This is a genomic window from Microbacterium elymi, from assembly GCF_021582895.2.
Taxonomy (GTDB): domain Bacteria; phylum Actinomycetota; class Actinomycetes; order Actinomycetales; family Microbacteriaceae; genus Microbacterium; species Microbacterium humicola.
Window position 1 is genome coordinate 1,441,903 of the sequence record NZ_CP091139.2, and the last position, 26,031, is coordinate 1,467,933.

26 protein-coding genes and 9 pseudogenes are annotated in these 26,031 nt (G+C 69.1%); 23 read left to right on the forward strand and 12 right to left on the reverse strand.

Features of this window, described 5'->3' with window-relative positions; genetic code table 11:
* The first annotated feature begins 28 nt into the window (after positions 1–28).
* The 8 genes and pseudogenes from L2X98_RS07760 to L2X98_RS20525 all read left to right on the forward strand — a co-directional run.
* A complete protein-coding gene (locus L2X98_RS07760) occupies positions 29–676 on the forward strand; it encodes an amino acid ABC transporter permease (protein ID WP_259612880.1) in 648 nt (215 codons plus the stop codon).
* Positions 673–963, forward strand: coding sequence for an ABC transporter permease subunit (locus L2X98_RS07765; protein ID WP_259613241.1), 291 nt, complete (start codon positions 673–675; stop codon positions 961–963). Before L2X98_RS07760 ends, L2X98_RS07765 begins: the two co-directional genes overlap by 4 nt.
* A 23-nt stretch (positions 964–986) precedes the next feature.
* On the forward strand, positions 987–1,118 hold the full coding sequence (locus tag L2X98_RS20520) for a hypothetical protein (RefSeq protein WP_354003018.1): 132 nt from the start codon (positions 987–989) through the stop codon (positions 1,116–1,118).
* Between the two features lie 460 nt (positions 1,119–1,578).
* A complete protein-coding gene (locus tag L2X98_RS07770) occupies positions 1,579–2,205 on the forward strand; it encodes a substrate-binding periplasmic protein (protein WP_354002963.1) in 627 nt (208 codons plus the stop codon).
* Positions 2,150–3,436 carry an N-methyl-L-tryptophan oxidase gene (gene solA / locus L2X98_RS07775; protein ID WP_259612881.1) on the forward strand — a complete coding sequence of 429 codons (1,287 nt, stop codon included), beginning with the start codon at positions 2,150–2,152 and terminating at the stop codon, positions 3,434–3,436. Before L2X98_RS07770 ends, solA begins: the two co-directional genes overlap by 56 nt.
* A gap of 124 nt (positions 3,437–3,560) precedes the next feature.
* The gene (locus L2X98_RS07780) at positions 3,561–4,178 is read left to right on the forward strand and encodes an ABC transporter ATP-binding protein (RefSeq protein WP_259612882.1); all 618 of its coding nucleotides are present in this window, start codon (positions 3,561–3,563) and stop codon (positions 4,176–4,178) included.
* Complete coding sequence (locus L2X98_RS07785) at positions 4,079–5,209, forward strand: ATP-binding cassette domain-containing protein (RefSeq protein ID WP_259612883.1); 1,131 nt, start codon at positions 4,079–4,081, stop codon at positions 5,207–5,209. Before L2X98_RS07780 ends, L2X98_RS07785 begins: the two co-directional genes overlap by 100 nt.
* Positions 5,206–5,466, forward strand: a pseudogene (locus L2X98_RS20525) (ABC transporter permease subunit); the annotation flags it as partial. The gene L2X98_RS07785 and the pseudogene L2X98_RS20525, both read left to right, overlap by 4 nt.
* Here the strand turns inward: L2X98_RS20525 and L2X98_RS07790 are convergent.
* Positions 5,370–5,633, reverse strand: coding sequence for a hypothetical protein (locus tag L2X98_RS07790; protein WP_259612884.1), 264 nt, complete (start codon positions 5,631–5,633; stop codon positions 5,370–5,372). The pseudogene L2X98_RS20525 and the gene L2X98_RS07790 sit on opposite strands and share 97 nt — an antisense overlap.
* A gap of 17 nt (positions 5,634–5,650) precedes the next feature.
* Here L2X98_RS07790 and L2X98_RS07795 point away from each other — a divergent pair, with 17 nt between their 5' ends.
* The 4 genes and pseudogenes from L2X98_RS07795 to L2X98_RS20530 all read left to right on the forward strand — a co-directional run.
* Positions 5,651–6,088, forward strand: coding sequence for a branched-chain amino acid ABC transporter permease (locus L2X98_RS07795; protein ID WP_259613243.1), 438 nt, complete (start codon positions 5,651–5,653; stop codon positions 6,086–6,088).
* Positions 6,089–6,403: 315 nt separating this feature from the next.
* Positions 6,404–6,697, forward strand: a complete 294-nt coding sequence (locus tag L2X98_RS07800; protein WP_259613433.1) for an ABC transporter permease — start codon at positions 6,404–6,406, stop codon at positions 6,695–6,697.
* 157 nt (positions 6,698–6,854) lie between these two features.
* A complete protein-coding gene (locus L2X98_RS07805; protein ID WP_259612885.1) occupies positions 6,855–7,280 on the forward strand; it encodes an ABC transporter permease subunit in 426 nt (141 codons plus the stop codon).
* Between the two features lie 137 nt (positions 7,281–7,417).
* Positions 7,418–8,398, forward strand: a pseudogene (locus tag L2X98_RS20530) (ABC transporter substrate-binding protein); the annotation flags it as partial.
* Between the two features lie 222 nt (positions 8,399–8,620).
* Here the strand turns inward: L2X98_RS20530 and L2X98_RS20535 are convergent.
* The 3 genes and pseudogenes from L2X98_RS20535 to L2X98_RS07815 form a co-directional block, all read right to left on the reverse strand.
* On the reverse strand, positions 8,621–9,166 hold the full coding sequence (locus L2X98_RS20535) for an IclR family transcriptional regulator domain-containing protein (protein ID WP_354003019.1): 546 nt from the start codon (positions 9,164–9,166) through the stop codon (positions 8,621–8,623).
* Positions 9,167–9,395: 229 nt separating this feature from the next.
* Positions 9,396–9,521, reverse strand: a pseudogene (locus tag L2X98_RS20540) (helix-turn-helix domain-containing protein); the annotation flags it as partial.
* A gap of 68 nt (positions 9,522–9,589) precedes the next feature.
* On the reverse strand, positions 9,590–10,903 hold the full coding sequence (locus L2X98_RS07815) for an aminomethyl transferase family protein (RefSeq protein ID WP_259612887.1): 1,314 nt from the start codon (positions 10,901–10,903) through the stop codon (positions 9,590–9,592).
* A 385-nt stretch (positions 10,904–11,288) separates the two neighbouring features.
* Between L2X98_RS07815 and L2X98_RS07820 the strand changes: the two genes are divergently transcribed.
* The 4 genes and pseudogenes from L2X98_RS07820 (at position 11,289) to L2X98_RS22200 (ending at position 14,750) form a co-directional block, all read left to right on the forward strand.
* Positions 11,289–12,071 carry an ABC transporter ATP-binding protein gene (locus L2X98_RS07820; RefSeq protein ID WP_259612888.1) on the forward strand — a complete coding sequence of 261 codons (783 nt, stop codon included), beginning with the start codon at positions 11,289–11,291 and terminating at the stop codon, positions 12,069–12,071.
* Positions 12,058–12,327 (forward strand): annotated as a pseudogene (locus tag L2X98_RS07825) (ATP-binding cassette domain-containing protein); the annotation flags it as partial. The gene L2X98_RS07820 and the pseudogene L2X98_RS07825, both read left to right, overlap by 14 nt.
* 272 nt (positions 12,328–12,599) lie before the next feature.
* On the forward strand, positions 12,600–12,770 hold the full coding sequence (locus L2X98_RS07830) for a hypothetical protein (RefSeq protein WP_259613434.1): 171 nt from the start codon (positions 12,600–12,602) through the stop codon (positions 12,768–12,770).
* 3 nt (positions 12,771–12,773) lie between these two features.
* Positions 12,774–14,750: an ABC transporter permease gene (locus tag L2X98_RS22200; RefSeq protein ID WP_259612889.1), complete on the forward strand. Its 1,977-nt coding sequence runs from the start codon at positions 12,774–12,776 to the stop codon at positions 14,748–14,750.
* On the opposite strand, the gene L2X98_RS07840 is transcribed toward L2X98_RS22200, so the two are convergent.
* Positions 14,741–15,001, reverse strand: a complete 261-nt coding sequence (locus L2X98_RS07840) for a hypothetical protein (protein ID WP_259612890.1) — start codon at positions 14,999–15,001, stop codon at positions 14,741–14,743. The genes L2X98_RS22200 and L2X98_RS07840 overlap by 10 nt on opposite strands.
* Here L2X98_RS07840 and L2X98_RS20560 point away from each other — a divergent pair.
* Together L2X98_RS20560 and L2X98_RS07845 are read left to right on the forward strand one after the other, a co-directional pair.
* Positions 14,925–15,200: pseudogene (locus tag L2X98_RS20560) on the forward strand (ABC transporter substrate-binding protein); the annotation flags it as partial. The gene L2X98_RS07840 and the pseudogene L2X98_RS20560 sit on opposite strands and share 77 nt — an antisense overlap.
* Before the next feature lie 106 nt (positions 15,201–15,306).
* The gene (locus L2X98_RS07845) at positions 15,307–16,014 is read left to right on the forward strand and encodes an ABC transporter substrate-binding protein (protein WP_259613244.1); all 708 of its coding nucleotides are present in this window, start codon (positions 15,307–15,309) and stop codon (positions 16,012–16,014) included.
* Between the two features lie 129 nt (positions 16,015–16,143).
* Here the strand turns inward: L2X98_RS07845 and L2X98_RS07850 are convergent, their stop codons facing one another.
* The 3 genes and pseudogenes from L2X98_RS07850 to L2X98_RS07860 form a co-directional block, all read right to left on the reverse strand.
* A complete protein-coding gene (locus L2X98_RS07850; protein ID WP_259612891.1) occupies positions 16,144–16,431 on the reverse strand; it encodes an FCD domain-containing protein in 288 nt (95 codons plus the stop codon).
* 49 nt (positions 16,432–16,480) lie between these two features.
* A pseudogene (locus tag L2X98_RS20565) lies at positions 16,481–16,741 on the reverse strand (GntR family transcriptional regulator); the annotation flags it as partial.
* Between the two features lie 42 nt (positions 16,742–16,783).
* Positions 16,784–17,002, reverse strand: coding sequence for a hypothetical protein (locus tag L2X98_RS07860; protein WP_259612892.1), 219 nt, complete (start codon positions 17,000–17,002; stop codon positions 16,784–16,786).
* A 212-nt stretch (positions 17,003–17,214) separates the two neighbouring features.
* Here L2X98_RS07860 and L2X98_RS07865 point away from each other — a divergent pair.
* Both L2X98_RS07865 and L2X98_RS07870 read left to right on the forward strand, forming a co-directional pair.
* Positions 17,215–17,331, forward strand: a pseudogene (locus L2X98_RS07865) (hypothetical protein); the annotation flags it as partial.
* A 76-nt stretch (positions 17,332–17,407) separates the two neighbouring features.
* Positions 17,408–18,565, forward strand: coding sequence for an aldehyde dehydrogenase family protein (locus L2X98_RS07870; protein WP_494337245.1), 1,158 nt, complete (start codon positions 17,408–17,410; stop codon positions 18,563–18,565).
* Between the two features lie 57 nt (positions 18,566–18,622).
* Here L2X98_RS07870 and L2X98_RS07875 read toward each other — a convergent pair whose 3' ends face one another.
* Positions 18,623–20,086 (reverse strand): MFS transporter, encoded by a 1,464-nt coding sequence (locus L2X98_RS07875; protein WP_259612893.1) that lies wholly within the window; start codon positions 20,084–20,086, stop codon positions 18,623–18,625.
* A 301-nt stretch (positions 20,087–20,387) separates the two neighbouring features.
* Positions 20,388–21,947 carry a 13E12 repeat family protein gene (locus L2X98_RS07880; RefSeq protein WP_259612894.1) on the reverse strand — a complete coding sequence of 520 codons (1,560 nt, stop codon included), beginning with the start codon at positions 21,945–21,947 and terminating at the stop codon, positions 20,388–20,390.
* Positions 21,948–22,162: 215 nt separating this feature from the next.
* Here L2X98_RS07880 and L2X98_RS07885 point away from each other — a divergent pair, with 215 nt between their 5' ends.
* From L2X98_RS07885 to L2X98_RS07890, 3 genes and pseudogenes are all read left to right on the forward strand, one after another.
* The gene (locus tag L2X98_RS07885) at positions 22,163–22,474 is read left to right on the forward strand and encodes an arylamine N-acetyltransferase (protein ID WP_259612895.1); all 312 of its coding nucleotides are present in this window, start codon (positions 22,163–22,165) and stop codon (positions 22,472–22,474) included.
* Positions 22,452–22,532: pseudogene (locus tag L2X98_RS20570) on the forward strand (hypothetical protein); the annotation flags it as partial. The gene L2X98_RS07885 and the pseudogene L2X98_RS20570, both read left to right, overlap by 23 nt.
* Before the next feature lie 58 nt (positions 22,533–22,590).
* A complete protein-coding gene (locus tag L2X98_RS07890) occupies positions 22,591–22,983 on the forward strand; it encodes an arylamine N-acetyltransferase family protein (RefSeq protein ID WP_259612896.1) in 393 nt (130 codons plus the stop codon).
* Positions 22,984–23,002: 19 nt separating this feature from the next.
* Here the strand turns inward: L2X98_RS07890 and L2X98_RS07895 are convergent, their stop codons facing one another.
* On the reverse strand, positions 23,003–23,929 hold the full coding sequence (locus L2X98_RS07895; protein WP_354002964.1) for a serine hydrolase: 927 nt from the start codon (positions 23,927–23,929) through the stop codon (positions 23,003–23,005).
* A 114-nt stretch (positions 23,930–24,043) separates the two neighbouring features.
* Positions 24,044–26,001, reverse strand: a pseudogene (locus tag L2X98_RS07900) (M13 family metallopeptidase).
* Positions 26,002–26,031: the final 30 nt, after the last annotated feature.

Genomic DNA, 26,031 nt, shown 5'->3' on the forward strand with positions numbered 1-26,031 from the left:
AGCAGTTCCTCACCGCATATCGAGGCCGATGATGTGGGACCTGCTCGAACTGCTCGCGAGAGGCGTCGGGACGACGGTGCTCATCACGGTGCTGTCGTTCGTCGTCGGGGCCGTGCTCGCGGTTCCCCTCGTGCTCCTGCGGCGATCGCCGAGGAGGTGGCTGCGGCTGCCCGCGCTGGCGGTCGTCGAGCTGACACGCGCCGTCCCACCACTGGTCTGGCTGTTCATCGTGTACTACGGCATCGGCTCGGGTGCGGTCAAGCTCGACACCCTGCAGGCATCGGTCATCGGACTCGGCCTCATCTCGGCCGCGTACCTGACGGAGATCTACCGCGCCGGCCTGGACGGCCTGCCGAAAGGTCAGTGGGAGGCATCCACCGCACTCGGGATGCCACGCCTCGCCTCGGCGCGGACCGTCATCCTGCCGCAGGCGGTGGTGACCATCATCCCGCCTGCGGCGACCTATGCGATCGGCCTGCTGAAGGACAGCGCGGTGGCCTCGGTGATCGGCGCGAAGGACATCACGTTCTATGCCAATCAGCAGACGCAGGTCGATCTCAACGGCCTCGGCAACTTCGCGGTCGCGGGGCTTCTGTACATCGCCCTGAGCATCCCGGTCGCCGTTCTGGGACGCGCCGTGGACCGCCGGCTGTCCAGAAGGCTGGTCGGCGCATGAACGATCTGCTGAGCCAATGGGGCCTCCTGCTGCCCACGCCTTGCCCGGCCTGCTGGTCACAGCGCAAGCTCACGGTGCTCTCCCTCGTGTTCGGCCTCCCCTTCGGCATCGTGCTCGCGGTCGGGACCCTGGCCTCACCCCGCGCCCTCCGCTGGCCGGTGATCACGATCGTGGAGATCGGCCGCGGTCTTCCGGCGCTGATCCTGCTGTATCTGGTCTACAACGGCCTGCCGCAGGTGAACGTGCTGTTGAGCAGCTTCCCGCCGCGGTGCTGGCCATCGCCCTGACGACGGGCGCCTACTCGGCAGAGGTGTTCCGCGCCGGCATCCAGGCCGTACCGAAGGGACAGCGTGAGGCCAGTCGGGCGTTGGGGCTGAGCAGCTGGAACGAGTTCCGCCTGGTGGTGCCTCCCAGGCCGTCCGGATCGTCATCCCCCCGCTGATCGGTCTTTCGATCATCACCTTCCAGGGCACATCCCTCGCGTACGCGATCTCCGTGCCGGAGCTTCTCAGCCGCGCCTACAACGCCGGCACCATCACGTTCCAATTCCTCCCGCCGCTCACTCTCGCGGGGATCCTCTACGGGGTCGTCTCACTCATCGGCGTCGCCCTGCTCGGCATCCGTCGGCGCAGACGTCCGCGTCCGCAGATAAGCCACCCCCGCTGCCGAGCAAGAGCATCCCGTTCTGACGCGGCACACCGACCGCACGACACCCGAACACCACAAGGAGCACCCGATGTCCATCACACGAACTGCGCCGGCCGTGGCCGTCACCGCCATGCTGGCGATCGCGCTGAGCGCATGCGCGGCCACCGCCGCCGGCGAGCAGCCCGGCCGACTGGAGCCCCGCCCATGCGGAGCTCGAGACGATCACGCCGGGCACCCTGACGGTCGCCGCGTACGTGTCTCCCCCGTACACGGTCGACGATGGCGGGACGATCAAGGGCGTCGACGGCGACATCGTCGCCAAGATCGCCACAATGGAGTGCCTGACCCTGGACATCTCCTCCGTCGCCGGGGCGGCACTCCCCTCGACGATCGATTCCGGACGCGCCGACATCGCCATCGGAGGCGTATATGCGAGCCCGGATCGAGCCAAGAGCTTCAGCCTCACCGATGCGATGTACCTCGACCAGGCGGCGATCCTCTCCCGTGATGGCATCGACTCGCTGGCGGGCCTGAAGGGCAAGCAGCTCGGCGTCATCCAGGGGTACCTGTGGAACGCGGAGTTCCAGGCCGCACTGGGTGCCGACGCCGTCAAGGTCTACCAGACCTCGGCATCGCTGATCGCCGACATCAAGAACGGGCGGGTGAATGCCGGGGCCTTCACCAGCGCCGAGGCCTCGCTGCGTGCCGCCGAGGACACGGCACTCACGGCCAAGCCTCGCGCCCACCGCCGACATCCCCTCCAGTCAGAAGCCGAACGACGTCGTCCTCCTGCTGAACAAGAAGGCGGCCTCGCTCACCGAGGCGATGAATGCGGACATCGCCACGCTGCTCGACGAGGGCAGGCATCGCCGACATCCTGAGCGCGAACGGTCTCGACCCGTCGCTCGCGGCGACCGGAAAGTGAATGCGGACGAAATGGGCAGCGGATACTCGCACATCGTCATCGGCGCCGGCGCGATCGGCAGCGCCACGGCGTACGCGCTGGCCGACGCCGGGGCGGACCGCGTGCTCGTGATCGAGCAGTTCGATCTCATCCACGGATTCGGCTCGTCCGGAGATCACTCGAGGATCATCCGTCACGCCTACCAGAGCACTGACTACACCGGACTGACACCGGCGATGTTCCGCGCGTGGGAGACGATCGAGAACAGGTCGGGATGCAAGCTGTACACCCGCACCGGCGGACTCGATCTGGCCCAGACGGGCACTCCCGGTGAGGACGTGCTGTACTCATACAAGGCGGCACTGGATGCCCGATCCCATCCGTACGAGAACCTGACCGTCGACGAGATCAGGGCCCGCTACCCGCAGTGGCGTCTGGACGACGATGTCGTCGGGATCTTCCAGCAGGACGGCGGTCTGCTCGACATCCGTCGAGCGGTCTCGACCATGACATCCCTCGCCCTGTCGGCGGGCGTGACCTTCCTCCCGCGTACGACCGTGACCGGCATCGACGTCCGTGACCGCGGAGTGTCGGTGTCCACCTCGGCGGGCGCCTTCGACGCCGACAACCTCGTGGTCGCCGTGGGGTCGTGGATCCAGGACCTGACCGCGGATCTCGGTCTCGACCTGCCCATCACCCTGTCTCAGGAGCAGGTGACATACGTCGCGACACCGCAGTTGAACGCGTTCCGACCCGAGGACTTCCCCGTCTGGCTGTACCACGGCGAGGCCTACGGCGACTTCTACGGCTTTCCCGTCTACGGAGAGGCCGCCATCAAGATCGGGCGCGACATGCGCGCGCATTTCATCGAACGTGACCAGCGTCGATTCGACCCGGATGCGGAAGAGGCCGCCTACCTCGTGGAGTTTCTGCGACGCCATCTGCCCGATGGCGTCGGCCCGGTCCTCATGAGCCGCACGTGCGTCTACGACCTGACCCCCGATCGCGACTTCATCCTGGACACTCTGCCGGGAAGTCCGCACGTCGCCGTCTTCGTCGGCGCCGGGCACGCGGGAAAGTTCGCAGCCCTCGTCGGCTCGATCCTCGCCGACCTCGTGACGGCCGGGGCGACGGAACACGAGATTTCACCGTTTCAGATCACCCGCGCGGCGCTCACGGACCGGGGGTTCCATCCGGTCTGGGCCTGACCAACCGGCACACTGCTGAAGAGTTACCTGCTGTCCCCTTGACTTGAGTCTCAGGTTACCTGATACTGGGGCGATCGGATCCGCAGCGATGTGGATCGACGAAGGTCGAGGAGGACCTGACGCCGTGACGACTCAACAGCAGCATCCGCCTGCCGCGCCCGCCCTGGATGTCGTGGGGGTGAGCGTCCGGTACGGACGGTCGATCACCGCCCTGCGGGAAGTGAACCTCACTGTGCACGACGGCGAGGTCGTGACTCTGATGGGGCTCAACGGCGCCGGCAAGTCCACCCTGGCGCGGGCCGTCACCGGACTCCTCCCCGCGCAGGGCGGCACGATCACCGCCGGACACATCCGCAGCTTCGGCGGCGACCTGACCCGCCGCTCGCCACGCACGATCGTCCGGCACGGCGTCGCCCAGACGCTGGAGGGTCGACGCATCTTCGGCGCGATGACGGTCACCGAGAACCTCGAGATGGGCGGGACGACCGTCCGCGGCGCCCAGCTGCGGGCCAACCGCGAGCAGATGTTCGCGCTGTTCCCGCGCCTGGCCGAGCGTCGCGACCAGGCCGCCGGCCTGCTGTCCGGCGGCGAGCAGCAGATGCTGGCCGTCGCCCGCGCGCTGATGTCCTCGCCCGGCTGCTCGTGCTGGACGAGCCGACCCTCGGCCTGTCGCCGAAGCTCGTCACGTTCGTGCGCGACACCATCCGCGCCATCCGCGAAGCCGGCACCAGCGTGCTGCTGATCGAGCAGAACGCGACGATGGCGCTGTCGGTCGCCGACCGCGGCTACGTGATCGAGCACGGCCGGATCGTGCACGAGGACACCGCGGCGCACCTGCGCGAGGACGAGGGTCTGCAGCGGCTCGCTGCTCGGCCTCGGTGCGGAGGAGGCGGCATGAGCACGGATGCGGCACCCCTGCTGGATGTGCGCGACATCGAGCTGACGATCGGCGGGTTGCACATCCTTCGCGGAGTCTCGTTCGACGTGCAGCCCGGCGAGTTCTTCACCGTGATCGGCCCGAACGGGGCCGGCAAGACATCGCTGCTGAACGTCATCAGCCGCATCTACCGCCCGACCGGCGGCACCGTCACGTTCGACGGCGCCCCGCTGCTGGGCGCCAAGCGCTCGGCGCTGGCCGGTCTCGGCATCGCCCGCACGTTCCAGAACCTCGCCCTGTTCGAGCAGATGGACGTGCTCGACAACGTGGTCCTCGGCCGCCACCGGCTGATGCGCTCCGGCGTGCTCACCGGCGCCGTCTGGTTCGGTCGGGCACGTCGCGAAGAGGCGGCGGCGCGCCGCGCCTGCGAGCCGCTCATCGACCTGATGGGCCTGGGCGCCTACCTGCGCCGCCCCATCGGCGACCTGCCGTACGGCATCAAGAAGCGGATCGAGCTGGCCCGGGCGCTGGCCGTCGAGCCCCGGCTGCTCCTGCTGGACGAGCCGGCCGCCGGCATGAACGACGACGAGACCGACGAACTGGCCGAGTGGATCCTGGTCGCCAAGCGCGAACTGGACCTGACCGTCGTCATGATCGAGCACGACATGGGGCTGGTCACCCGGCTGGGCGACCGCTCGCTCGTGCTGGACTTCGGCACCACCATCACGATCGAGTCGCCCCGAGCCGCGATCGCCGACCCGCGGGTGATCGCCGCCTACCTCGGCGACGAGTCCGACGACGCCGAAGACCCCACCACCACCGGCAACATCGCGCTGAAGATCCCGAAGGGTCTCACCCGGAAGGCGCCGCGCACGCGAAAGGGAGCGCTGCGATGACCGACATCCTGCAGATCCTCGTCTCCGGCATCGCCCTGGGCTGCCTGTACGCCGTGCTGTCGCTCGGCTTCGTCGTCGTGGCCCGGGCCTCCGGCATCCTGAACCTCGCTCAGGGCAGCTTCGTGGTGCTGGGCGCGTACCTCGCGTACGCCCTCATCCATCAGGCCCGACTGCCGTTCTGGATCGGCGTGATCATCGCGATGGCCGTGGTCGCCGTGTTCGCCGTCGCCCTCGAGGCGCTGGTCGTGCACCGGGTCACCGACCACTTCGTCGCGCTGCTGGTCACGTTCGGGGTGACCATCGCGATCGCCCCCATCGTCACCGCCATCTGGCCGGGCGACTCGCTGAACCTCAACGACCCCTGGGCACTGAACGTGATCCGCATCGGCGGGATCGGCATCACCGCACGCGACGCCACCCTCATCCCGATCACGGCGCTCGCTGCTCGCGTTCTACCTGTTCTTCCGGTTCACCCGGATCGGCCTGAGCCTGCGGGCGACCGCCATCGACGGCGAGGCGGCCATGGCCCAGGGCGTGAGCACCCGGCTGGTCTACGGCATCTCGTGGGGCATCGCCGGAGCGCTCGGCGCGTTCGGCGGCGTGGTCCTGTCGACCACGGTCGGCGGCGGCGTCCGGCCCGGCCTGGAGGTGTACGCGTTCCTCGCCCTGCCGGTGATCATCCTCGGCGGCCTGGAGTCGCCGCTGGGTGCCGTCATCGGCGGCCTCATCATCGGCGTGGTCCAGCAGTTCGCCGTCTCGCTGGTCCCGGAGAGCTGGGGATCCGGATTCTCGGATGTCGTCCCCTACGTGGTGATGCTCGCGATCCTGCTCATCCGCCCCGCAGGCCTGTTCGGCCGGAAGGAGATCCGACGCGCATGACCGCCGCCACCGTCGACGCCGCGCCCGCGACCCGCCCGCGCACCCGCGCACCGCGCCTGTTCGACACCCTCACGAAGAAGATCCTCGCGGCCGTGTTCGTGATCGCGATCGTCGCGATCCCGTTGAACATCGCCGACAGCTACGTGCTCACCGTGCTGGCCACCGCCGCGGTCGCCGCCATCGCCTGCACCGGGCTGAACCTGCTCACCGGCTACGCCGGGCAGATCTCGCTCGGGCACGCGTTCTTCGTCGGGGCCGGCGCCTTCGCCGGCCAGGTGCTGGGCGGCGAGCTGGGGCTGCCGCTGCTGCTCTGGCTTGCCGCTGGCGGGGCTGTTCGCCGGCGCGCTGGGTGCGGCCATCGCGCCGTTCGCCCTCCGCCTGCGCGGACCCTACCTGGCGATCGTCTCGCTCGGGCTGGTCTACATCGGCATCTATGCCGCCCGCAACCTGCCGGCCCTCACCGGGGGTCTGAACGGCACCGTGGTCACCGCCCCGGTCGCCATCGGTCCGGTCGACTTCGCCGCCCTGCAGGTCGGCCCCTTCCTCCTCACCCGCGAGCAGGGCATGTTCATCCTGTGCTGGGGGATCCTCGCCCTGGTGCTCTGCTGACCGCGAACATCGTGCGCTCGCGTTCGGGCCGGGCGATGCAGGCCATCCGCGATCACGACCTGGCCGCCGAAGTGCTCGGCGTCAAGCGCCTGCCGTCGATGATGAACGCATTCATCGTGTCGTCCGTGCTCGGCGGCATCGCCGGCGGGCTGCTCGGGTGCTGCTGCAGTACATCCGCCCGGAGAACTTCGGCCTCGACCTGTCGATCCAATACGTCGCGATCGTGGTCATCGGCGGCCTCGCCAGCATCTGGGGGCCGGTCCTGGGCGCGCTGTTCATCGGGCTCGTGCCCGTGGTGGCGATCTGGCTGGCCGACTACCTGCCGTTCATCGCCAAGCCCGGCCAGCACGGCGGGATCAGCGTCTCGGGCTTCGGCCTGGTCGTCTACGGCATCCTCATCGTCGTCTTCCTGCTGTTCCGCCGGGGCGGGCTCATCTCGTTCTTCCGCATGCCCGCCCGCGCCGCGGCATCCACGTCCACCACTCCCTCCACCGCCACGACGACGCAATCCCGCACCGAGATATCCCCGCCCACCACCGAGAACCAGCAATCCACACCCGAGAAGGAAGGACCCACACCGTGAAGAACCGCACTCCCGGCGTCCTCGCCATGGCCGCTGCAGCCGCTCTGCTGCTCACCTCCTGCGCCGTCCAGACCACCGGCGGCGACAAGCCGTCGGCCGGTCAGACCGCCGAGCTGAAGTCCGTGCCCGGCTTCGACATGTCTGACGGCGTCATCCACGTCGGTCAGATGACCGCCCTCAGCGGTCCGCTCGCCCCCTCCTCGAACGAGCAGGTGGCCGGTCAGCAGGCGTACTACGACATCGTCAATGCCAAGGGCGGCATCGACGGCAAGTACAAGGTCAAGGTCGTCACCGCCGACAACCAGTACAACCCCCAGCTGGCCGTGCAGGAGTATCAGCGGGTCAAGGACCAGGTCGTGATGCTGTCGGGCGTCCTCGGCGACGCGTCGACCGAAGCCCTGCTGCCGATCCTGCGGCAGGACAAGGCCGTCGCCCTGCCGTCGACCCAGAGCTCGCGCTTCACCAAGGACGAGAACCTGGGCATGACGTTCACGTCCTACCAGTCCAACGTGTGGAACGCCCTGGCGTACATGTTCGAGAAGGGTGAGATCACCAAGGACTCCACGGTCTGCTCGATGATCCAGGCCGACCAGTCCGGGCAGGCCCGGCAGGACGGCCTGGACTACGCGGCCAAGCAGCTCGGCTTCAAGGTCGGGCCGAAGGCCGAGTTCGCCCCCACCGACACGGCGTTCACGGCGCAGGTGCAGACGCTGAAGAACGCGAAGTGCGACGTCGTGGTGTTCGGCGGTGCGACCAACAACGTGCCGAACCTCGTGGCCGCGGCCACGCAGCTGAGCTACTCGCCCACCTGGCTGGCCGAGTTCTTCGCGATCGCCCAGTCGTTCAAGGACACCGACATCGCCGGGTATCTGAAGGACCACTTCATGATCACCGGTCTGGCCGGCGACCTCGACGACAGCTCGATCGAGGGCATCAAGATGCTCACCGACCAGCTCGGCAAGACGCCGACCATGCAGAACGTGTACGGCTTCATGCAGGCCATCACGGCCACCACGATCCTGGAGAAGGCCGTCGCCCTGGGCGACCTGTCCGGACCGGGCATCATGAAGGCGATGGACGAGCTCGACAAGGTCAGCTATCTCGGCCTGAACGGCGACATGACCTACGGGCCGGCGGCCGACCGACTGCAAGCCGGACACGTCGTCGATCTTCTCGTACGACCCGGCCGCCCCGGGCAGCCTGAAGGCGCTCGCGGCATCCTTCGTCGCACAGGGCGGACGCGGCCCCGGCTTCTGATCGTCCCCACCTCCCGACCGATGCCCGTCCGCGCTCCGCGGGCGGGCATCGTCGTGTCAATCCGCGGCATGGCGCGCGCCACCTCAGACCACGACGGGCCGGTCGTCGTCGACCCCGGAGTCCGCTCCCGCGTCCAGCCCGGCGAAGTAGTCCAGCGAGGCCAGCGACGAGCTCACCAGGGGGCGGATGCCGGGGCGTGTGCCGGCTCCGGAGGCCCCGCCTTCCGGCAGGTAGGCCTCTTCCAGGGCGCGGGTGATGCCGGCCGCGCCGACCGTCAGCAGTTCGAGGATGCCCTGCACCGGTGCGCCGTCGTTAGGCACGACCACCCCCAGCGCCGCGTAGATCACGCCGTGCGGACCCATCACCGGGACCGCCACCCCGCGGGAGGCCTCGTGGATGTGCCCGGGCAGATCGACGAACCCGGCGGCCCGCACCCGACGCAGCCGCGCCCGCAGCTCGAGGCCATCGCGGATCGTGTGCGCGGTGTAGTGGGTCCAGCCGGCGGCGATCACGTCTTCGACCAGCAGGTCGTCGGCGTGTGCCAGCAGCACCAGCCCGCTCGAGCTGACCGGCAGCGGGGTGCGTCCGCCGATCAGGGTCGCGTTGATCACCGCCTCGCGGGTCGACATCCGCTCGATGAACAGGATGTCGCGCCCGGTGCGCACCCCCAGCTGGGTGTGCCTGCCGGATCCGGGCGTGCACGCCGCTCATCCACGGGCGCGCCAGCTCGCGCAGTCCGAGGGCGCCGGGGGTGCGCGAGGCGAACTCCCACAGGCGCACGCCCAGCCGGTAGGAGCGGTCCGGCATCCGCTCCAGCAGCCCTTCCGCCTCGAGCTGAGCGACCAGCCGATGCGCGGTGGACGGTGCCAGCCCCGCCTCGTCGGCGATCTCGGTGAGCGTCAGGAACGGTCGCAGCGCGTTGAACGCCTCCAGCACCCGCAGGTGCTTGCGCAATGCCGACTCGCCGGCAGACCCTCTTGCCATGGCGGCCCCCTGGGCAACAGGTTACCTGTCGCCCAGGGGGCCGGCGCATCCGCCCAGAACTCGGGAGGTCAGTCGTTCGCGCGGTACACGGTCCGGGCGTACTCGTGGTACGGCGCCGGGGCCACCGTGGCACGGATGCGCACCTGGCGGTGCGACGCGTCGACCTGCGGCTTGTGCGAGATGGGGTCCTCGCCCCAGACGATCTCGACCACGGTGCCGTCCGGGATGTCCTTGTCCAGCGTGGCCAGCGACATGTACAGCTGGTCCGAGGCGACGTACCCGGCGTCGGTGGAGATCCCGACCCGCGCGCCGTCCTTGACCACCTCGTCCATCTGGAACAGCCCGTAGCGGGCCTTGGGGAACTCGAGGAACTTCGCCGGGATGCCCGGCTCGACCTGCGAGCGCACGACGGCCGCGACATCCTCCGCGTTCCACAGCAGCGTCACCTTGTGCCGCTTCTGATTCTCGGCGTGCTTCTCCAGCGCCTCGCGGCCGTGGAAGTCATGGTCGAAGCGCACCGACTTGCCCAGCCCGATGTCGTACGGGGTCATGTAGTAGTCGTGGATGTCGGTGGAGTACAGCGAGCCGCCGATCGAGCCGGCCCGCGCGGCGGGCAGCCACTCCCGGTACTCGGCGAAGTCGTCGTCGTAGATCGCGGCGAACGGGGTGGGCACCCAGCCGGACTCCAGCGGCGTCGACGAGTACGCCTTGGCGCCCACCCGGCGGATGTCGAACTCGGCGCCCGCGTCCATCAGCGCGTTCAGGACGATCTCGTTGTCCTCCCACGGTCCGTAGAACTCGAAGCCCGGCTGGCCGGCCATGCCATGGCGCAGCGCGCGCACCGGCCGGCCCGCGATCGTCACCTCGCCGATGTGGAAGAACTTGATGTCCGGCGCCGGTCCGCCGAAGACCTTCTCCATCACATCGTCCGCACGGGGGCCTCCGAGCTCGTACCGGTAGAACGTCGGCGGCTCCTTGCGCATGTTCGAGTTCGCCTCGAGCCGGTGGTGGACGTCGCGGCCGGCCGCCTCCGCCTTCTCGGCGTTGAAGCGGACCCAGTCGATGAGCAGGTGGTGCCCGATCAGGACGAGCCCGTCGGGTCCCTCGGAGTTGTAGAACAGGATGCCGTCACCGATGAGGTAGCCGTCCTTGTTCACCGCGATCAGCTGCTTGGCCACTCCGGGACGGAAGGTGGCGAACGTGTTCGGCGAGATGCCGGACAGCATCGGGATGAGGTCGGCGCCGTGCAGGAACAGCTGCGTCATGTGATGCGACTGGTCCATCAGGGCGACCGTGGCGTTCCACGCCCGCTGCTCGTCCCGCCAGTTGGTGAACTCGGGCGCCACCGGGAACGTGAACGCCGGCCAGTCCTGGTCTCGCAAGGCTCCACGGCGCTGCCGGTCCGGGCGATCGCCTCGGCAAGTGATTCGGTCATCGTCGACCCTTCCTTTCGGTCTCAGGGGCAGAGTAAGCACCTTGCGGACGGCACGGCACGGTCGATTCCTTTGAATGGAACCGATGCGGCGACCACGGCGAGATGCGGCGAGACTGGAGGCGGTCGGGCGGCCACGCACGCGGTCCACAACGGTTGGGTAAAGACATCGGCGACTTCGATCCAAAATCGTTGACAATCCAAGTGCGAATCCGTACCGTCCCATCAGGGGCTGTGTCCGTCCTCCACCCGAGGATCCCTCTACCCGAGAGGCACCGCCCGGGCGAAGACCGTCCGTCATGGGCAATGAGGCAACGACCACGGGGAGGCGAGCCATGGCCGCTCGATTGACGTTGCGCGACGTCGCGCTGCACTTCGGCGGGGTGAAGGTGCTCGACGACGTCGCGTTCGACGTCGAGCCGGGGCAGATCCTGGGACTGGTGGGCCCGAACGGCGCCGGCAAGACCTCGCTGTTCAACTGCATCAGCGGGCACTACAAGCCCAGCGCCGGATCGATCCTGATCGACGACACCGAGGTCAGCGGCGCGCGCCCGGCGACCCTGGCCCGCCACGGCCTGGCCCGCACGTTCCAGCACCCCGCGCTGCAGCTGCACGAGACCGTGCTGGAGAACATCCTGCTCGGTGCGCACACCCGCCTGCCGGGCGGTCCGCTCGAGTGGGCGCTGCGCCTGCCGCACACGAGCCGCGCCGAGAAGCGGCTGCGCATCGAGGCCCGCGACCTGCTGGAGCGCAACGGCCTCGGCTGGGCGGCCGACGTCCGCGCCGACGAGCTGTCGCACGGCCTGCACAAGGGCGTTGAGCTGTGCCGGGCGCTGCTGATGAAGCCGCGCCTGCTGCTGCTGGACGAGCCGGCGGCCGGGCTGCCGCACACCGAGGTGGAGCAGCTGATCGCCACCGTGCGCCGCATCCGCGACCAGGACGACATCACCGTCGTGGTCGTCGAGCACCACATGGGACTGATCGCCGCGCTGACCGACCGCGTGGTGGTCCTGGACCACGGCCGCAAGCTGATGGAGGGGACGGCCGCCGAGGCGCAGTCCGATCCCCGGGTGATCGAGGCGTACATCGGAAAGGACGCGACGGATGCCGCTGCTTGAGCTGGAGGGCGTCACGGCGTTCTACGGTCCGGTCCAAGTGCTCGACGGGGTGTCCCTGTCCGTGCCGGACGGCGGGGCCGTCGGCATCCTCGGCGCGAACGGCGCGGGAAAGACCACGACGCTGCGCGCGGTCAGCGGCACGGTGCGCGCCGGCGGGAAGATCACGTTCGACGGCAAGAGCATCCGGGGACTGCGACCCGATCGGGTGGCGGGCCTGGGCATCGCCCATGTGCCGGAGGGGCGCGGCACCCTCGGCGACCTGAGCGTGCGCGAGAACCTGCGCGTGGGCGCGTACCTGCGCCGCGACCGCAAGGCGATCGCCGGCGACATCGACTACTGCCTGGACCTGTTCCCGCAAGCTGCAGAACCGCATCCGATCGAACGCCTCGGCGCTGTCCGGCGGCGAGCGGCAGATGCTGGCCGTGGGGCGGGCGATCATGTCCAAGCCGCGGCTGATGCTGCTGGACGAGGCATCCCTCGGACTCGCGCCGAGCACCGCGAAGGACGTCTACGCGGCGATCGGGCGGCTTGCGCCGCGAATCCGGCATCGCCATGGTGGTCGTCGAGCAGAACGCCAACCTCGCCTTCACCCTCGTCGATTCGGCCACGGTGCTCGAGACCGGACGCAACGTCCTGTCCGGCAGCACGGCCGAGCTCAAGGGCATGGACGAGATCCGACGCGCTTACCTGGGAGGCTGACCGGTGGGGACGTTCATCCAACTCTTCGTCGACGGGCTGTCGACAGGCTCGATCTACGCCGCGCTCGCGCTGGCGATCGTGCTGGTCAACCAGGCGACCGGCCTGGTCAACTTCGCCCAGGGCGGCATGGCGGTGCTCTCCGCCTACATCGCCTGGCTGTTCGTGAACATGGGCGTGCCGCTGATCCTGGCGATCCTGCTGTCGCTGCTGGTCTCGTTCGTCCTGGGCGCGGTCATCGAGCGCTACCTGATGCGGCGCTTCGAGCGCGGCGACCCCGACACCGCCGTCGTGGTCACGATCGGCCTGCTCACCCTGATCACCGGGCTGTGCGGCTGGCTGTGGACCTACAACAACCAGCAGTTCCCGTCGCTGTTCTCGCTGGACACCGTCCAGGTGCTGGGCGCATCGATCAGCGTCCGCTCGATCGGCACGACCCTGGTGATCATCGTGATGATGGTGCTCGCTGCAGGGACTGTTCGTGGGCACCAAGCTCGGACTGGCGCTGCGCGCGGTGGCGATCAACCCGCAGTCGGCCGCGTTCTCGGGGCTGCCGGTGGGCCGGCTGCTGATGGTCGGCTGGGGCCTGGCCGCGGTGCTGGGCGCGATGGCCGGCGCACTGGTCGCACCGCAGCTGACGCTGACGCCGGGGATGATGGACAACGCCCTGGTGTACGCGCTGGCCGCGGTGATCCTGGGCGGGCTGACCAGCCCGTTCGGCGTGGTCGTGGCCGCCTGGCTGATCGGCGTGCTCGAGAACCTCGCCGCCGTCTACCTTCCCTTCATCGGCTACGACCTGAAGGTCGCGGTGCCGTTCATCCTCATCTTCGTCGTGCTGATCGTGCGACCCCAAGGGCTGTTCGGCCGGAAATCGGTGGTGCGCGTCTGATGTCCGTGACCTCGTCCTCGCGCACGCCCTCCGTGCGCCACAAGTCCCCGTTCTTCCAGCGCAGCTGGGTGCGGTGGGCCACCGCCGCCCTGGTGGTCGTGATCCTCGTGGTCGCGCCGCTGGTGATGCCCGAATTCGCCAATCAGACCGTCGCACGCATCGGAGTGTTCGCCGTGGCCGTGCTCGGCCTGAACGTCGTGATGGGCTACACCGGGCAGGTCTCGCTCGGCCAGATCTTCTTCGTCGGCTTCGGCGCCTACATCACCGCCTACGGCGTGCAGCACGACTGGAACCTCGTGCTGGTCTTCGTGCTGGCCTTCGCGGCCCCCGCCGCGGTCGGCCTGCTCATCGCGCTTGCCGCCGCCCGCCTGGGCGGTCTTGCGATCGCGATGGTGACCATCGCGCTGCCGATCGTCGGGGTGCCGCTGGCCAAGCGCCTGAACGACTTCACCGGCGGCTCGCAGGGGATGTCGGCCCGGTTCACCGACGCCCCCGAGTGGAGCGGCCTGTACAACGACCAGTGGCAGCTGTACCTGGTGATCATCATCACGGCGATCGTCTTCCTGCTCACCCGCAACCTGGTGCGCGGGCGGTACGGCCGCGCGTTCGCGATCGTCAAGGGCAACGAGGCGGTGGCGTCCTCGATGGGGATCTCGCCCTATTGGTACAAGGTGATCGCCTTCACCGTGGCATCCCTCATCGGCGGTGTCGCCGGCTTCCTCTATATGGTGGTGGTGCAGTACACCTCGCCCGAGACGATGAGCTTCGGCCACTCGATCACCCTGCTGGCCGCGATGGTGATCGGCGGCGCCGGCAGCATCATCGGGTCACTGCTCGGCGGCGCGTACTACGTGCTGGTGCCGCAGCTGACCAACATCGTCGACCCGAACGCGACGGCGCTGCTGCAGGGCGCGATCCTGCTCGTGGTGCTGTTCGTCCTGCCCGGCGGCCTCGTGTCGCTCCCGCGCGTGCTCGCCCGCCTGTTCCGGCGCCGAGGCGGCGGTTCCGGGCGCCCCCAGACCACTCCGATCGCGGAACCGGACCCGGCCGCCGCGGTGGAGGGAAACCCAACAGAGAGGCAAGGTCACGCATGAACATGCGCAGAACAGCTCGGAAGGCCGTCGGCGTCGTCGCCATGGCATCCGTGGTCGCGCTCGCGCTCGCGGGCTGCTCCCGCGGCGGCGGCGGCAACGATGAGACGGGCGGTGCCTGCGGCGTCGAGCCCCGGCATCACCGACACCGAAGTCACGATCGGCATCACCACCCCGCTGTCCGGCGCCACCGCCGGCCCCGGCACCTGCACGGTCGCGGGCGTCACGGCGTACTTCGGCGAGAAGAACGACAAGGACGGCGGCGTCAAGTTCGGCGACGGCAAGACCCGCAAGGTCAAGATCGAGGCGCTGGACGACGGCTACGACCCGCAGAAGGCCAAGGCCAACTACGACCAGCTCAAGGACAAGGTCTTCATGATGGGGATCGGCCTGGGCACGCCCACCAACCGCGCCTGGCGCGAGGCGGCCATCGCCGACAAGGTGCCGCAGGTGCTCGTCGAGACCGGCGACCCGATCTTCTCCAACAAGGAGGAGAGCCCGTGGCAGGCTCGGGTTCGTCCCGACCTACCTCAACGAGGGCGAGGCGTTCGGCAAGCTGCTGGCCGCCTCCGGCAGCGCACACAAGGTCGCCATCCTGTCGCAGAACGACGACTACGGCGAGGGCTACGTGCAGGGCTTCAAGGACGGCATCAAGGGTGCCTCCAACATCACGATCACCAAGGAGCTCACCTACGAGGCCACCGACACCTCGGTGGACGCGCAGCTGACCGAGCTGGCCGCCACCGGCGCCGACGTGTTCTTCAACGCGATGTCGATCACCCCGCTGGTGATCACGTCGCTGCAGAAGGCGCAGCAGCTGAACTGGAAGCCCAGCTGGTTCCTGCCCTCGAACACCTCCAGCCCCGGTGCGATCCTCGAGCCGGGCAAGGCGACGGCGTTCCCGGGCGTGTACACGGTGGCGTTCTCCAAGTCCGCATCGAGCCCGGCGACCGCCGGCGACGCCGACATGAAGCAGTTCCTGTCGGACCTGAAGACGTACGCGAAGTACGACGGCACTCCGGCGTTCCCGCACTGCGTGTGGAGCTACATCAGCGGCGCGACCCTGGAGCAGGCGTTCGGCAAGATGACCAAGCCGACCCGTGACGACTTCATGACGGCGCTGCGGTCCATCTCGGACTTCAAGGCCCCGCTCATGCTCGACGGCACCGCGGTGAACACGACCGAGGACGGCCAGCCTGCCGTCTCGACCGTGGTCGTCCAGAAGTACAACGGCAAGGGTTACGACACGGTCAGCTCGTTCGGCTGATCCGCTCGTGACGAGGGCCCCGACCGGATTCAGATCCGGGCGGGGCCCTCGCGCGTGTGCGGGATGCCGCGGCCCCGCGCCGGCGACGGGATGCCGCGGGCCGGCGTGACCCGTGGCGTACGCGCGCGGTCAGTCCGCCGCGCGGAGGACCTCGATGATGCCGGCCAGATGCTCCCGCGTGGCCACAGCCGCGGCATCCGGGTCGCCGGCGATGATCGCATCGATGATCGCCACGTGCTCGGGCGCGCTGGTGGCGGCCCGTCCGGGCAGGAAGCTCAACCGGAACTGGTGCCGCGCCGATTGGGCCCGCAGCCGCTCCAGCAGCTGGGTGGCCGTGGCATGGCCGCTCATCTCGCGGATGCGGCGGTCCAGCTCCTGGTTCAGCCGCGAGTACCGCACCAGATCGGTGGACGTCACCGCGGCCTCGATCCCGTCCCGCAAGCTCGCGCAGGGCCGCCACGTCGTCGTCGGTGCGCAGCTGGGCGGCCTTGCGTGCGACGAGGGACTCCAGGCCCATGCGCACTTCGACGATCTCGACGGCCTCCTCCACCGTGATCGCGCGCACGCGCGCGCCGCGGTTGGGAAGCCGCTCGACCAGTCCCTCGTTCGTGAGGTTCAGCAGCGCCGTGCGCACCGACGAGCGCGATGCGCCGTAGCGCTCGCTGATGTCGGCCTCGATAAGACGCTGATGCGGCGCGAACTCCGCGTTCTGGATCGCCGCCCGCAGCTGCCTGGGTCAGTTCGCCGGGCGCCGACACGCCCTCTTCGATCACCGTCGTGGACACACTGCCTCCCTGTGCACGGCGTACACCGGCGACAGCGGATCTGCCCGCCGGTGACGCAGCCCGTCCTCCGAGAATATCGCCGCCGATGAGTTGGCGACGAAATCCCAGATGATTTTGTCGCGAGTCTTGAGTACCGCCGTCGAGTGGGCGACGATGGAGGTGTCGGCCTCCCGCGAGTCGGCGGGACGCCGCACGAGCGTCACCCGGCCATATCGCGCACACCCGAGCGCGTCCGGACACGCGGTTCAGAGAGGTGGACAGGGATGTCTGAGACCATCGAGGCGGTCGGCCGGTCAGTGCGCACCGGATTGTTCATCGGAGGCGCCGAGCGGTTCACCGACGAGGTGCTGCCGGTCGCCGACCCGGGCAAGCCGGGCCGGATCGTGGGCGAGGCCGCATCGGCCTCCCCCAGGACGTGGCCGACGCGGTCGCCGCGGCGAAGGCGGCGTACCCGTCGTGGTCCGCGCTGCCGGCCACCGAGCGCGCTGCGGCGATGGCCGCGGCCATCGCCGGCGTGGGCGACGACCGCGACGCGGACGCCGAGATCCTGTCGCAGGAGAACGGGAAGATCCGGCTCGAGGCCTGGGTGGACGCCCTCGTCTTCGAGCTTGCGCTGGAACCTGGCCCTGCAGATCGCCGACCAGGTCGACGAGGTGACGACCCTGCCGGTCGTGCCCGGGGCGATCCCGGTGGCGACCCGGGTCGCGCACCAGTCTCTCGGGGTGGTGAGCCTGATCGTGCCGTTCAACTGGCCGATCGCCATCCTCGGAGCATCCCTGCCCTATGCACTGCTGGCCGGGAACACCGTGGTCGTGAAGGCGCCGCCGACCACGCCGCTGGCGATCACCCGCGTCGTCCAGCGGGTGGCGGCGGGGCTTCCCGCCGGGGTCCTGAACGTGATCAGCGGCAAGGACGAGAACATGTCGGGCCTGATCCAGAACCAGGATGTCGCGAAGGTGTCGTTCACGGGCAGCGTGAACGGCGGCAAGCGGATGATGCAGATGGGCGCGACCACGCTGACCCGGGTGACCCTCGAGCTCGGCGGCAACGACCCGGCGGTGTTCCTGGCCGATGCGATCCTGGACGACGAGCACCTCGACCGGCTGTATGCGGCGATCTACGACACCACCGGGCAGATCTGCATGAACGCCAAGCGCGTGTTCGTGCACCGCTCGCGGCTCGACGAGGTCGTCGCGGGCCTGTCGGCCCGGCTCGAGAAGGCCGTGCTCGGCTACGGACTCGACGAGGGCACCACCATGGGTCCGCTGAACTCGGCCGCGCAGAAGGCGTTCGTCGAGGAGATCATCCAGGAGGCGAAGGATGCCGGAGCCGACGTCCGCGAGTTCGGCACAGTGCCCGGTGGCGAGTTGGAAGGCGGCAACTTCGCGCGTCCGGCGATCGTGGTCGACCCGGACCTGTCGCTGCGGGTGGTGACGCAGGAGCAGTTCGGCCCGGTCATCCCCGTCATCCCGTTCGATGACGAGGACGAGGCCGTGCGCCTGGCCAACGACACCTGGGCCGGCCTGTGCGGGTCGGTATGGACCGCTTCGCCCGAGGCCGCGCAGCGCGTGGGCTCGCAGCTGGTGTGCGGATATGTCTGGGTCAACGACCACGGCGCGACCCGCCTCGACCTGCGTGCGCCGTTCGGCGGCATGAAGGGCTCGGGGTTCGGCCGGGAGCAGGGCATCGAGGGCGTCCGCGACTTCCAGGACACCCGCGCCATCGCCACGATCGACCCCGCGGCCCTCGCCGCGATGGCGCACTGACCCGATCGGCGGGGGCCCGGATGCCGGGCCCCCGCCGTGCCGGTCGCGGCTGTCGGGTCAGGGCGAGACATCCTCGAGCCCCCGGTTGCGGGTGTGCACCGTGAACTGGGCGAGGATCGAGGCGATGATCAGGAAGCACGAGATCAGCATCAGCGCCCAGAACACCGACAGGTGCGGGATCAGCGGCGCCAGCACCATGATGCCGATGCCGCCGCCGAGGTGACCGACGCCGTCGACGATCGCGAATCCGGTGGAGCGCGCCCGGGTCGGGAAGTTCTCCGCCGTCAGCGCATAGGTGGGCGAGACCCACAGGTTGAAGCCGGCGAAGATCAGGATGGCCCCGATGAAGTCGACGACCAGCGACTGGCCGCCGATGGCGATCACCACCGCGCCGATGAACGTGACGATGGTCCCGACCGGCAGCCAGTAGCGCCGCTCCATCTTCTCGACGATGAACGACATGATGATCGCCTCGCCGACGAAGCCGAGCGTGCCCACAGCCGCGATGACGCCCGCCTCGGGCGGGCTGAACCCCAGCGAGGTGAACACCGAGGTGAAGCCCGCCGCGTAGGCATAGACCGTGATGTAGCCGAAGAACCAGAGGAAGAACAGCAGGATCGTCCGGCGCAGATAGACCGGGTTCCCGAAGATGTCGGCGTACGGCACGCGGCGGGCCGGCGGCCAGTGGGTGGGGACGGCGGTCAGGGTCGGTTCGGCCAGCGCGCCGCGGCGGGCCGCGCGGGCCTCCATCGAGACGGCGACCGCCTCGGCCTCGGCGATGCGCCCGCGCTCGGCGAGCCACCGCGGAGACTCCGGCAGTTGGAACCGCAGCACGATCGCGACGATGGCGAGGATCGCGCCGATCGCGTACATCCACCGCCAGCCCGATTCGAGCCCGAGTGCGAACGGCAGGCCCGCCGGCCACGGCGAGGCCGGGGTGGTCAGGAACAGCCCCAGCCAGATGCCGAAGAAGGCGCCGAGTGCCGACATGATGAAGATCACGGTCGTGAACTTCGCCCGCGAATGCTTGGGCGAGACCTCGCCGATGTACGTGTTCACGATGGCGAGGTCCGCGCCGATCCCGATGCCGGTGATCACCCGCGAGATCGTGAAGTTCGCGAAGTCGCCCGACAGTGCTGTGTAGAGCGATCCGAGGCCGGTGATCAGCATGGTGATCAGCAGCATGTTCCGGCGGCCGATCCGGTCGGACAGGGGCGAGAGCACCAGGGTGCCGACCACGTAGCCGACCAGGTTGAGCACCACCGGCAGCGGCAGTGACGCCAGCGCGTTCTCGGGTGTGCATCCTGCGACCAGCTGGGTGCAGGTCTGCACGAACGACACATTGATGTCGAAGATGTCATAGAACGTGAAGAGAAACCCCACGCCGATGATGGCCAGGAACGCGGGCGAGAGCGACCACGTCCGGATCCGGTCCAGTCGGGCCATGAGCTGACGCGACTCCTCCGGGATCACCTCGCCCTGCAGGCTGTCGGGTGCGGCCCGGCCTGCCGGGCCGCTCATCGCGCCGCTCCCGTCGCGGGTGCGCCGATCGAAACTGCTTCTGTCCCGTTCATGTCCGTCCCTCCACTGCTGTGTGTCAGGTGCCGTCAGGAACGGCACGCGCAACGGTGTGGGATCGGGTCGGACATCGCCGGCATGCCGAAGCTGCCCAGCGGACGGAAATCTACCACTGTGTGAGACCGGTGCGGCCCGCTCCGCGCGAATTCATCAGAAGCGGACGTGGCGTTCGCCTCTCGGCCCTTCCGCGTGGCCGGTCAAAAGCGGTCGTGGCGTTCGCCTCTCGGCCCTTCCGCGTGGCCGGTCAGAAGCGGTCGTGGCGTTCGCCTCTCGGTCCCTCCGCGTGGCTGGTCAGAACGGGGGCAGTGGTTCGGGGACGAATTGGACCGTCGCGACCGGCGTGTCGATGTAGATGCGGCCGGTGGGGCTGGTCCATCTGAGGCGGCCGTGGCCGATCTGCTCGACGCGCCAGAGGGTGTGATGTTTGACGATGTGATGGCGTCGGCAGAAGTTGGCGAGATTGCCCTTGCTGGTGGGCCCGCCGCGCGCGGCGTCGATCGTGTGGTCGTGATCGCAGTGCCAGACCGGTTGGGTGCGAGCCCGGGAACCGGCAGTGCTCGTCGCGCGTGTCGAGGAAGCGTGCGAGGGCGGCCGTCGGGCGGTATCGGTCGACGGACATGGGCTCGCCGGAGTAGGGGTCGGTGAGGACGCGGTCCCAGCCGGGGGCGGATGCCGCCAGTCGCTTGGCCGTGCTCAGATCGATCGGCCCGTAACCGGCGAGCAGGGCGGGCTGTCTGCTGTGGCCGAGCAGGGTGAGCACGGGGATCGTGATCTGCACCTTCGCCTGGATGGCATCGATGGGATTTCCCGTGGTGTGCCCGGCGGGGGCGCCGGTCAGGAGGATGTCAGCGAGGATGTCGGCCCGCTTCTGATCCATCGTCCGGGTGTCGCCCCGATCAGCGTGGGTGTCCGCGTGTGCGGTGCCGCCGGTGATCAATGCGAACCCGCCGCTGTCGTCTCCGTCCGCACAGATGGCCGCTTCTCCGTCCGCACGACCATCCACCTCTCCGTCGGGGTCAGCATCCGTGTCGGGGTCAGCAGCCGCGTCGGGGCCAGCATCCACGTCGGGGTCAGCATCCGCGTCGGGGGCATCCGCGTCGGCGTCAGCATCCGCGTCGGCGTCCGCATCCGCGTCGTCGTCTGCATCTTCTTCGGTGATGGTGAGGTGGTGCGCGATGGCACTCAGGCGGTCATAGATGGCGTGCGCGAGGACGGCCGGCCCCTCGTAGATGACGCGGGCGGTGTCGTCGGCGAGGTCGATCAAGCGCACTGTGCGGTCTTCGTGAGCCCGGCGGATGTTCTCGGCGGCCGTGTCGGGGTCGATACGGGCGGCGAGCACTTTGACGATCTTGCTCAGCCGGAACGGTGTCTCATCGGCCGCAGCCGCCAGCGCGCGCGCCTCGTAGTCGGCACGTTTGGCATCGTCGGCGATCGCGGCCCCGGCATCGACGATCGTGCGCGCGTGAGCGAGGTCGATCTCGCCCGCCGCCAGCGCGGCATAGGCGGCCGGGAACCGATCGAGCAGAAGCGCGGCGTCACCCATCCGCGCTTGGACCGACCGGTCGGACAAGCGCATCGCCGCACCGAGTTCGCTGGAGACCTCGCGCAGCGGCAGGTCATCGCCGAACCGCTGGCCGGCGTCATGCCATTCCCGCTCGCGGGCGCTGACCAGGTCCACCGCCCGCGCCAGCTGCGCGGCCTCCTTCGCCTGCAATGCGGCGATCTGACGGCGGGTGTCGACCACCTCATCCACGAGGGCGTCCAGGGCGCGCCAGCTGCCGGACGACTGCTGCTCGTTTCCCATGGCCGCCTCCAGACGAACGCCGACAGATGAAGGGCGTGTCCACGACGTCTGGAGTGAGGATGATCTTGGCCGGAAGCTGGTGCGTATCGAGGACTGCTTGCTCTCTCCACTCTAGCACCTATCTTCTATTTTGCAACCGCGGAATGTGAGAGATGTGTCATATTTGCTTCCGTCCGTCGGAGAACCGGACACCGCGCTGATGCACAATGGAGCATATGACGGCCCCGCCACGACTCGACCTCGACCGGTACCTCGACCGCATCGGATACTCCGGCACGCGTGAGGCGACCCGGCAGGTGCTGGACGAGATCATCGCCCGCCACACGACGGCGATCCCGTTCGAGAACCTCGATCCGTTCCTCGGGACACCCAACCGGCTCGATCTGGAGTCACTGCAGCGCAAGCTGGTGGACCGCGGGCGAGGCGGCTACTGCTTCGAGCACAATCTGCCTGCGGGCGGTCCTGCTCAGCCTCGGCTTCGCTGTCCGCAGCCTGTCGGCACGCGTGCTCTGGCGCGCAGACCCTGAAACCGTCAATCCGCGCAGCCACATGCTGCTGGTGGTGTCGGTCGGCGACGAGCAGCGGATCGCCGACGTGGGATTCGGCGGCATGGTGCTGACCACGAGCCTCGCACTGCAGACGGATGCCGCGCAAGCCGACGCCGCTGGAGCCGTTCCGCCTCATGCAGCACGCCGACGAGTACATCCTGCAGGCGCTCATCGGCCCGGAGTGGCATCCGCTCTACCGCTTCGACCTGCAGGCACAGCTGCCGGTCGACTACGAGGCACCCAACTGGTATCTGTCGACCTCGCCCCATTCGCGGTTCGTCACCGCGCTGGCGGCCGCGCGCGCGACCTCTGAGCGCCGCTATGCGCTGGCCGGACGGCGCTTCACCACGCACACACCCGGGCAGCCGTCGCAGAGTCGCATCCTCGAGGACGTCGCGCAGCTGCGTGCGGTGCTGGCCGAGCAGTTCCAGCTCGACACCGACGGGCTCGACCTCGACACGGCCTTCGCGCGCGCCGAACGGCCGTGAGAGGGAGGCCGATCCGGCCTCAGAACACGTACTCCATCAGCTCCACGCCCAGGGTGCGGAAGGCCTCATGCGCGCGAAGCCGGTGCGCGATCGAGAGGTCGTCGAAGCACACGATCAGCGCGTACGAGATCCCCGCGCGCGGGCCGGCGAGCACTCCTGCCTCGGCACGGATGCCGGAGTCCCGGCCGGTCTTGCTGATGAACAGCAGCCCGTGCTCGTCGTTGAAGTGCGCGAAGGGGTCGAGACCGGTGGCCGAGGCGACGAGCGAGAGGTCCTGGTTCAGGCTGAGCCATTCGGCCACCTGCGCGCTCACCCCGGCGGTGACGACCTCGGAGTTCACCAGCGCGGCGAACAGCTGTGCGAGCTCGCGCGCGGATCCGAGCGCCACCTGCGGCGCGTCATCCGGCCCCCGCTTGTCGCGGAACCGGTCCAGCAGGGCCGACCGGGTCAGGCCCAGCTGCTCGATCCGGGCGCGCACGGCGGGCAGGCCGACCCGGTGGATCAGCGCGTTGGCCGCCAGGGTGTCGCCGGATGCCGCGGCCAGCACGGCCAGGTCGGTCACCGGCAGCGCGGGGGCCTTCAGATGCTGCCAGAGGCCGCCGGCCTCGACCCGGTCGATGGCCGATCGGTCGATGATCTCCAGGCCGTCCAGAGTGCCCGCCTCGATCTGGGCGGCCACCTCGATCAGCAGCGGCACGACGCCGAGCCCGGCCACCGGCAGCGTGACGAAGTCGTCGCCCGCGAGCACCGCGCTGCCGCGATCCAGATCGTCGATGCGCACCGACACCTTCGCGCCGGACCGGGCGAGCTCGTCCAGCGCCTTCAGCGTCGACGTGAAGGTGCGTCTTCCGGCTGCCGCCCTCCTCGGCAGTCGTCTGCTGCTGCGTCGCGACCCCCGTAGCGATGCAGCTTCCCGTTGGGGCTCTGGGGGCGTGCCCACGGCCATCCTTCCGCGTTCAGGTGGGTCGGTGCGTGCTGCGCGGATGCGCACACGCGATATTCGATTGTGAGGCGCGATTCCCCGTCCCGCGGCCGCTCGGGCCTCGATCCCGGGTCTTCGTCACCAGATCGTGACGCGCTGTTCGGCGGGAAGCCAGAGCGCATCGTCCTCGACCACGTCGAAGGCGTCGTAGAAGGCGTCCACGTTCCGCACGATCTGGTTGCAGCGGAACTCGTTGGGCGAATGCGGGTCGATCGTCAGCAACCGGATGGTCTCGGCATCCCGCCCCTTCTGCCGCCACACCTGCGCCCAGCTCAGCAGCAGGCGCTGGATGCCGGTGAACCCGTCGATCTCGGGTGCTTCGGCCTCGCCCAGCGACAGCGCGTACGCCTTGATCGCGATGCCGAGGCCGCCCAGGTCGCCGATGTTCTCGCCGATCGTCAGCGCGCCGTTGACGTGGTTCTCGACGGGCAGGCCGAGCGGGACGAGCGCGTCGTACTGCTCGATGAGGCTCTTGGTGCGCTCTTCGAAGGCGGCGCGGTCCTCGTCGGTCCACCAGTCCGCCAGCTTGCCGGTGCCGTCGAACCGGCTGCCCTGATCGTCGAACCCGTGGCCGATCTCGTGGCCGATCACGGCCCCGATGCCGCCGTAGTTGGCCGCGGCATCCCGCTCCGGGTCGAAGAACGGATACTGCAGGATCGCGGCCGGGAACACGATCTCGTTCATCATCGGGTTGTAGTAAGCGTTGACCGTCTGCGGGGTCATGAACCACTCGTCGCGGTCGATCGGCTGGCCGATCTTGGCCAGCTGCCGGTCGTGCTCGAGCACGTGCGCCCGACGGACGTTGCCCACCAGATCGCCGGCGTCGATGGTCAGGCCGGCGTAGTCGCGCCACTTCACCGGGTAGCCCACCTTCGGGGTGAACGCGTCCAGCTTGGCCAGGGCCCGCTCGCGGGTGGCGGGACTCATCCACTCCAGGTCGCGGATGCTTGCGCCGATAGGCCTCGATCAGGTTGGCGACGAGCTCATCCATCTCCTGCTTCGCCGCGGGCGGGAAGTGCCGCTCCACGTACACGCGGCCGACGGCCTCGCCCATCGCCGCCTCGACGATGCCGACGCCCCGCTTCCAGCGTTCGCGGTTGACCGGGACGCCGGACAGCTGCGTGCCGTAGAACGAGAAGTTCTCGGCCACGAACTCATCGGTCAGGAACGGCGCCGCGGCGTGCACGATCTGGAAGCGCAGCCAGGCCTTCCAATCCTCGAGGCGGTCCTCGACGAGGATCCGGCCCAGGCCGTCGAGGAAGCTCGGCTGCATCACCACGGCCTCGGTGAAGCCGTCCTCGTGCGCGGGGGCGACCGCGGCGCGCCAGGGTTCGAGGTCGACGCCGACCAGCTCCTGCACCTCGTCCCAGCTCTTCAGGTTGTAGGTGGCGACCGCGTCCCGGCTTGCGCACGTTGTCCCAGTGGTGCGAGGCGACCTCGGTCTCGAGCGCGAAGATCCGCTCGGCGGCGTCCGCGGCATCCGCCACCCCGGCCAGGTCGAGGATCCGCGCGATGTGCTCACGGTAGGCGGTGCGCGTGGGCGCGAAGCTGTCGAGACGGAAGTAGCTCTCATCGGGGAGGGTGATCGCGCCCTGGATGAGGAACGGGACGTAGCGCTCGGGATCGCCCGGATCCGGCTCGATGTACAGCTCGATCAGGCCGCCCACGCCGTCGCGCTCCAGCCGGCCGACCGTGGCCAGGAAAGCGGGGATGGAATCGATCGCATCCACCGCGGCCAGCTGATCGGTGATCGACCGGGTGCCCAGCTCGGCGATCCGGTCGGTGTCCATGAAGCTGGCGTACAGGTCGCCGATCTTGCGGGTCTCGGTGCCGGGTTCGGCATCCTGGGACTCCTCGATGATCGTGCGCACATGCACCTCGGCCTGCTCGGCGAGGAAATGGAAGGACCCCCAGCGGGCCTTGTCGTCGGGGATCGCGGTCGCGTCGATCCAGGATCCGTTGACGTGGCGGAACAGGTCGTCCTGCGGGCGGATGTCGGCGCTGAACGCGTCGAGCTCCAAGCCCGATCGGGGGATTCGGTCATGCGATCCAGGATATGCCGCGGA

What these genes read in the sequence shown, in the direction of transcription:
- L2X98_RS07760 (WP_259612880.1), top strand. Translation starts at nt 29, where the DNA reads ATGATGTGGGACCTGCTCGAACTGCTCGCGAGAGGCGTCGGGACGACG.
- L2X98_RS07765 (WP_259613241.1), top strand. Translation starts at nt 673, where the DNA reads ATGAACGATCTGCTGAGCCAATGGGGCCTCCTGCTGCCCACGCCTTGC.
- solA (WP_259612881.1), top strand. Translation starts at nt 2,150, where the DNA reads ATGAATGCGGACATCGCCACGCTGCTCGACGAGGGCAGGCATCGCCGA.
- L2X98_RS07790 (WP_259612884.1), bottom strand. Translation starts at nt 5,633, where the DNA reads ATGAGGGTGGCGTCGCGTGCGGTGATGCCGATCCCGCCGATGCGGATC.
- L2X98_RS20535 (WP_354003019.1), bottom strand. Translation starts at nt 9,166, where the DNA reads ATGTCGACCCGCGAGGCGGTGATCAACGCGACCCTGATCGGCGGACGC.
- L2X98_RS07820 (WP_259612888.1), top strand. Translation starts at nt 11,289, where the DNA reads ATGGCCGCTCGATTGACGTTGCGCGACGTCGCGCTGCACTTCGGCGGG.
- L2X98_RS07875 (WP_259612893.1), bottom strand. Translation starts at nt 20,086, where the DNA reads ATGAGCGGCCCGGCAGGCCGGGCCGCACCCGACAGCCTGCAGGGCGAG.
- L2X98_RS07880 (WP_259612894.1), bottom strand. Translation starts at nt 21,947, where the DNA reads ATGGGAAACGAGCAGCAGTCGTCCGGCAGCTGGCGCGCCCTGGACGCC.
- L2X98_RS07885 (WP_259612895.1), top strand. Translation starts at nt 22,163, where the DNA reads ATGACGGCCCCGCCACGACTCGACCTCGACCGGTACCTCGACCGCATC.
- L2X98_RS07890 (WP_259612896.1), top strand. Translation starts at nt 22,591, where the DNA reads ATGCCGCGCAAGCCGACGCCGCTGGAGCCGTTCCGCCTCATGCAGCAC.
- L2X98_RS07895 (WP_354002964.1), bottom strand. Translation starts at nt 23,929, where the DNA reads ATGGCCGTGGGCACGCCCCCAGAGCCCCAACGGGAAGCTGCATCGCTA.